The following is a 5,684-nucleotide window of genomic DNA, read 5'->3' on the forward strand; positions in this document are numbered from 1 at the left end:
ATCCTGGCGTCATTCTGCGCGATCGGCCAGTCGGAGCCGAGCGCGACGGGGGCGCCGGACGCCCACATGTCGCGGACGCGCCAGGCGCGGCCTGCGCGCTCGGGGCCGAGGCGGCGCGACCAGTCGTCGCTGCCGTCCGCCTTGCGCCACTGCATGTGGAGCGGCTGCATGGAGGCGGTGATCCCGGCGGCCGCGAGCCGGGCGACGTCGCGGTCGGCGACGGTCTCGAGGTGCTCGATGCGGTGCGGGACGCCGGTCGAGGCGAGCGCGCCGGCGGCGATGTACGCGTCGATCACCGAGCCCACGGCGCGATCGCCGATCGCGTGCGTCGCGACCTGGAAGCCGGCCCGCGCGTAGCGCTCGACCGTGCGGGCGTACGCCGCCACGTCCTTCCAGAACGGGGCGAGGCCGCCGCCGGCCGTGTCCGGCTCGTAGAGCCAGGAGGTCCCGGTCTCCACGACCCCGTCGGCGTACAGCTTCACGAGCCCGCTGCGCCAGCGCGGACCGGACCGGTCGCGCAGCGCGAGGTTGGCGGCGGTGCGCTCGTCGTCGAAGCCGGGCTCGTGGTCGATCGCGGTCACGATCCGCACCGGGAGGCCGGGGCCGTCGTCGAGCGCGGCGAGCAGGTCGAGGGAGGCGGACCCGCCGTCCATGATGCAGCCGCCCGTCAGCCCGGAGGAGCGCAGGCCGCGCAGGAGCTCGTGCGCCGCCTTCAGCGTCTGCTCGGCGGTCGGTGCCGGTGCGGCGAGGCGGACGGGCTCGTAGGCCGGCAGCTCGCGCAGCTCCCCCGTCGGCGCCCCCGCCGCATCCGTGACGATCACGGAGGTGTCGGCGACGTCACGCGCGCCGACGATCCCGCCCCGGCGCAGCCCCTCCGTGCTGGCGAGCGCGGTGTGGCCGTCGAACAGGATCAGCAGGGCCGGCAGCCCCAGCACGGCGTCGTCGATCGCGGCGGCGGTGAGCGGCAGGTGGTGGAACACGTCGTAGTCGACGTTCCAGCCGCGCACCCACGGGTCGGCGTCCTCGGCGACCGCGCGCTGCGCCTCCGTGCGCAGGGCGGCGAGCATGGCATCCGCCGTGACGATGCCGCCGAGGTCGATGCCTGCGGTGAGACCGAGGCCCTGCACGGGGTGGAGGTGGGCGTCGATCAGCCCCGGGGTGATCGTGCGGCCGGTGAGGTCGTGCACCTCGGTGCGCGGGCCGCGGTAGTCCGCCATCGCCGCGGCGTCCCCCACCGCGAGGATGCGACCGGCACGCACGGCGAAGGCGTCGGCGACGGGGTGGCGCTCATCCATCGTGTGGATGCGCGCGCCGGTCACGATGGAGTCGGCGGAGAGCAGCATGGCGCGTTACCTTCGTTGGTGCGGCGGAGGGTTTATTGAAAGGCTTTCAATAACTTAGGGCGGGATCGCCCGGCGCCGCAAGATCGAGGAGAGCACGTGAGCGACACGCAACGCGGCGCCGGGCGTCCGTCGAAGCCCGTCCTGACCAGGGAGCGGGTGCTGCGGGCCGCCTTCCGGCTGGCCGGCGACCGCGGTCCGGACCGGTTCACGATGACGGCGCTCGCCTCCTCGCTCGGGGTCAGGACCTCGGCGCTCTACCACCACTTCGACGGCCGCGACGCGGTGATCCGCGCGATGCGGGCCCACATCGGCTCCCTGATCGACGCAGACCTGCTCGCGGTCGAGCCGTTGGACGACGCGCTGTGCGCGTGGGGGCGCAGCTACCGGGACGCGCTGCTCAGCGCCCCAGGCGCCATCACGCTGCTCGCCGTGCTCCCGATCGATGCGGACGAGGAGTCCTTCGTCCAGTACGAGGCGCTCGCCGCGCGGCTCGAACGGGAGGGCTGGCCGACCGCCGCGATCGTGCACGTCATCGTGGCCATCGAGTCGTTCATCATCGGCTCCGCCCTCGACGCGCTCGCCCCGGACGACAACATGTCGCCCGGCGCCGACTCACCCCGCTACCCGCGCTTCGCCGAGGCCGAGCGCGTGCGGCGGGAGCAGGCGGGCGCGGAGGCCGGCCGGCGGCCGACCGACCGGACCTTCGAGATCGGCCTCGCCGCGCTGGTCGCGGGACTGCGGATGTGGGCGACGCGCTGACGCGGTGATCGCCCGGCCGTCAGTCGCGGCCCGCGGCCTCCGTCGCGACGATCAGCACGCCGCCCGCGGGGATCGTGGCCTCACCCTCCAGCCGCTCACCCGACAGCGCGTCGACCCCGTGCGCGGGCACGGTCACGTCGGTCGCGTTGTGGTTCAGGAGCACGCGCCACGAGCCGGTCTCCGAGGTCCGGACGACGGTTTCGACGCCGGCAGGCGGAGCATCCACGGCGATACCGGCCTCGGCCAGCGCGTCCTCCAGGATGCGGCGAAGCGTCGTCGCATCCGGCCGGGTCGACAGATACCAGGCCGTGCCGGCGCCGTAGACGTTGCGCGTGAGAGCGGGCAGCCCGGCCGCCCGGCCGTCCACGAAGCGGACCACCGGCTGCGCCGTGCCGAGCACGATGTCGTCGGCCCAGACATCGGCGGTGCCGCCGTCGTCGAGCGTCGCCGTCTCGCCGAGCGGGAACGGCCACAGCTCCTCGACGGAGAGCCCCAGCGGCTCGCGCAGCGGGCCCGGGAATCCGCCGGGATGCACCGCCTCGTTCTCGTCGACGAGCCCGCTGCCGAACGACACCAGCAGCCGGCCGCCCTGCTCGACGTAGCGGGCGAGGTTCCTCCCGGCCGCCGCGGACACGAGGTAGAGGCTCGGGGCCAGGACGAGGTCGTACCCCGAGAGGTCGGCCTCAGGGTGAGCGAAGTCGGTCGTGACGCCGAGCTCCCACAGCTGCGTGTAGAACGCCTCGATCCGCTCCCGGTGCCGCATGTCGACCGACGGCCGCCACTCCAGGTCCTGCGCCCAGAACGACTGCCAGTCCCACAGGATGGCGACGCGCGCCGTGACGGTGCTGCCGCGCAGGGGCGAGAGCGCGGCGAGGTCGGCGCCCAGCTCCTCCACCGCGCGCCACACCTTGGACCCGGCGCCCGCGTGCGGGAGCATCGCCGAGTGGAACTTCTCCGCCCCGGAGCGCGACGCGCGGAACTGGAAGAACATGATCGCGTCCGCCCCGCGCGCCAGGTGCGCCAGGCTGTTCCGCTTCAGCTCGCCCGGCCGCTTCGCCAGGTTGCGGGGCTGCCAGTTGACGGCCGAGGTGGAGTGCTCCATCAGCATCCAGGGCCGGCCGCCGGCGATCGACCGGGTGAGGTCGGCATCCATCGACAGCAGGATGTGGTTGTCCGGCCGCTCGGCGACCAGGTAGTGGTCGTTCGCCACCACGTCGACCTCGCGCGCCCAGCGCCACAGGTCCACCGAGGGGCAGTTGGTCGCCATGAAGTTCGTGGTCACGGGCAGCTCGGGCGTGTGCCGGCGGATGATGTCGCGCTCGGCGACGAAGCACTCCAGCAGGGCGTCGGAGGTGAAGCGGGCGAAGTCCAGGCGCTGCGCCGGGTTCGTGACCGTGGCGGCGAGGCGCGGGGCGTCGATCTCGTCCCAGCTCTGGTAGCGCTGCCCCCAGAAGGCGGTGCCCCAGGTGGCGTTGAGCCGGTCGAGGGTGCCGTACTTCTCCTGCAGCCACGCCCGGAACGCGCGGACCGAGTGCTCGTCGTACGACTCGCTGATCGGCGCGCCGTACTCGTTGTGGACGTGCCACATCGCGAGCGCGGGATGGGAGGCGTACCGGCGCGCGAGCTGCTCGGTGACCCTGGCCGCCGCGCGGCGGTAGTCCGGGGAGCTCGGGGAGGCCATGCCGCGCGAGCCGAAGGCCAGCGGCACTCCCTCCCTGGTCACCGGGCGCGAGTCCGGGTAGGTCCGCCAGAACCAGGCGGGTGGCGACGCGGTCGGCGTGCCGAGGTCGACGTCGATGCCGGCTCCGGCGAGGAGGTCGAGCGCCTCGTCGAACTGGGTGAAGTCGTACTCGCCCTCACGCGGCTCGATGAGGCCCCAGTTGAAGATGCCGACGCTCACGAGGTTGATGCCGGCGCGCTTCATGAGCTCGATGTCCTCGAGCCAGGTCTCGCGCGTCCACTGCTCGGGGTTGTAGTCACCGCCGAAGCGCAGCGCCGTGGTGCCGCGCGGCCAGACGGGCCGGGCGGCGGCCGGGCGGGTTTCGGTGGGGTGCTGCGGTGCTGACGTGGTGGACACCGACAGTGCGTCGTGCGACATTGCCTCTCCTGACTGTGTGCGCTCCCAGTTCTAGCACACCTGTCACACCGCTGGAAAGCAGATGCGCCCGTGTTGACACGAGCCGCACGGCTGTGTATGACTGATACCGCTCACAGTCGCACTCAACGAGGAGACACCTTGCGCAGATCACTCCGGGTCGGTGCCGTCGCTCTGGCGGCCGCCCTCGCCCTCACCACCGCCGCGTGCAGCTCCGACGGCGGATCGGACAGCTCCGGACCCGTCAAGCTCACCTATTGGGCCTGGGCCCCCAACATGGACAAGGTCGCCGCCATCTGGAACAAGGCGCACCCCGACATCCAGGTCACCGTGAACAAGCAGGACGGCGGGGACGCCGCCGTCACCAAGCTGCTCACCGCGGTCAAGGCCGGAAGCGGTGCTCCCGACATCATGCAGGCGGAGTACCAGAAGATCCCGACCCTCGTCTCCGCCGACGCGCTGGCCGACCTCAAGGACCAGGGCGCCGCGGAGCTGAAGGACCACTTCACCGACGGGGCCTGGAACGCGGTCACGCTCGGCGGCGACGCCGTCTACGCCGTCCCGCAGGACTCCGGGCCGATGATGTTCTACTACCGCAAGGACATCTTCGACCAGCTCGGCCTGAAGGCGCCGACGACGTGGGACGAGTACGCCGCGGACGCCCGCGCCATCCACTCCTCCGACCCGACGAAGTTCCTCGGCACCTTCTCCTCCGGCGACCCGGGCTGGTTCGCCGGCCTCACCCAGCAGGCGGGCGCCTCCTGGTGGGGCGTCGACGGCGACGCCTGGAGCGTCGACATCGACTCGGCGGCCAGCAAGAAGGTGGCCGACTACTGGGGCGGACTCGTGAAGGAGGGCGTCATCGACAACCAGCCGATGTACACGCCCGCCTGGAACACGGCACTCAACACCGGCACGCAGGTCGGCTGGGTGAGCTCGGTCTGGGGCCCCGGCGTGCTCGAGGGCAACGCCGCCGACACCAAGGGCAAGTGGGCGGCGGCACCGCTGCCGAACTGGGACGCGTCCACGCCGTCCAACGGCAACTGGGGCGGCTCGTCGACCGCGGTCACCGCGCAGTCGAAGCACCCCAAGCAGGCCATGGAGTTCATCACCTGGCTGAACACCGACCCCGAGGCCGTCAAGGCGCTCGTCAGCACGGCGAACATCTACCCGGCCGACGTGAAAGCGTCGAAGGACGCGCTCACGGCCCCGCCGGCGTTCTTCTCCGACCAGTCCGACTTCTTCGACATCGCCGCGAAGGCGTCGTCCGAGGTCTCGTCGTTCACCTACGGGCCGAACGTCAACGTCGCATACTCGGCGTACACCGACGCGTTCGCGAAGGCCGCCGAGTCGAAGGACCCGGCGCAGTTCGAGGCGGCGCTCGAGACGATGCAGTCCACGACGACGGCCGACCTCAAGAAGTCCGGCTTCACCGTCAAGTAGCCAGCAGGGCGGGGCCTGTCTCTTATACACATCTGACGCTGCCG

The 5,684-nt window shown here is 72.1% G+C and carries 4 protein-coding genes; 2 read left to right on the top strand and 2 right to left on the bottom strand.

All coding sequences use genetic code 11. The annotated features are described in order from the left end of the window. Positions 1–1,343: amidohydrolase (locus ACR9ZG_RS17595; RefSeq protein ID WP_481286143.1), on the bottom strand; the 1,343-nt coding region annotated here is incomplete at its 3' end. Positions 1,344–1,439: 96 nt separating this feature from the next. Between ACR9ZG_RS17595 and ACR9ZG_RS17600 the strand changes: the two genes are divergently transcribed. Beyond that, complete coding sequence (locus ACR9ZG_RS17600) at positions 1,440–2,102, top strand: TetR/AcrR family transcriptional regulator (RefSeq protein WP_481286144.1); 663 nt, start codon at positions 1,440–1,442, stop codon at positions 2,100–2,102. Positions 2,103–2,121: 19 nt separating this feature from the next. Here the strand turns inward: ACR9ZG_RS17600 and ACR9ZG_RS17605 are convergent, their stop codons facing one another. Further along, positions 2,122–4,200, bottom strand: a complete 2,079-nt coding sequence (locus ACR9ZG_RS17605; RefSeq protein ID WP_481286145.1) for a beta-galactosidase — start codon at positions 4,198–4,200, stop codon at positions 2,122–2,124. Positions 4,201–4,338: 138 nt separating this feature from the next. Between ACR9ZG_RS17605 and ACR9ZG_RS17610 the strand changes: the two genes are divergently transcribed. Beyond that, entirely contained in the window at positions 4,339–5,640 is a 1,302-nt protein-coding gene (locus ACR9ZG_RS17610; protein ID WP_481286146.1) for an ABC transporter substrate-binding protein, read from the top strand. The last annotated feature ends 44 nt before the right edge of the window (positions 5,641–5,684 follow it).

This window comes from Leifsonia sp. KNZ12-8B, from assembly GCF_056755495.1.

Coding starts and splice junctions, on each gene's coding strand:
- ACR9ZG_RS17605 (WP_481286145.1), bottom strand. CDS start 4,200: ATGTCGCACGACGCACTGTCGGTGTCCACCACGTCAGCACCGCAGCAC.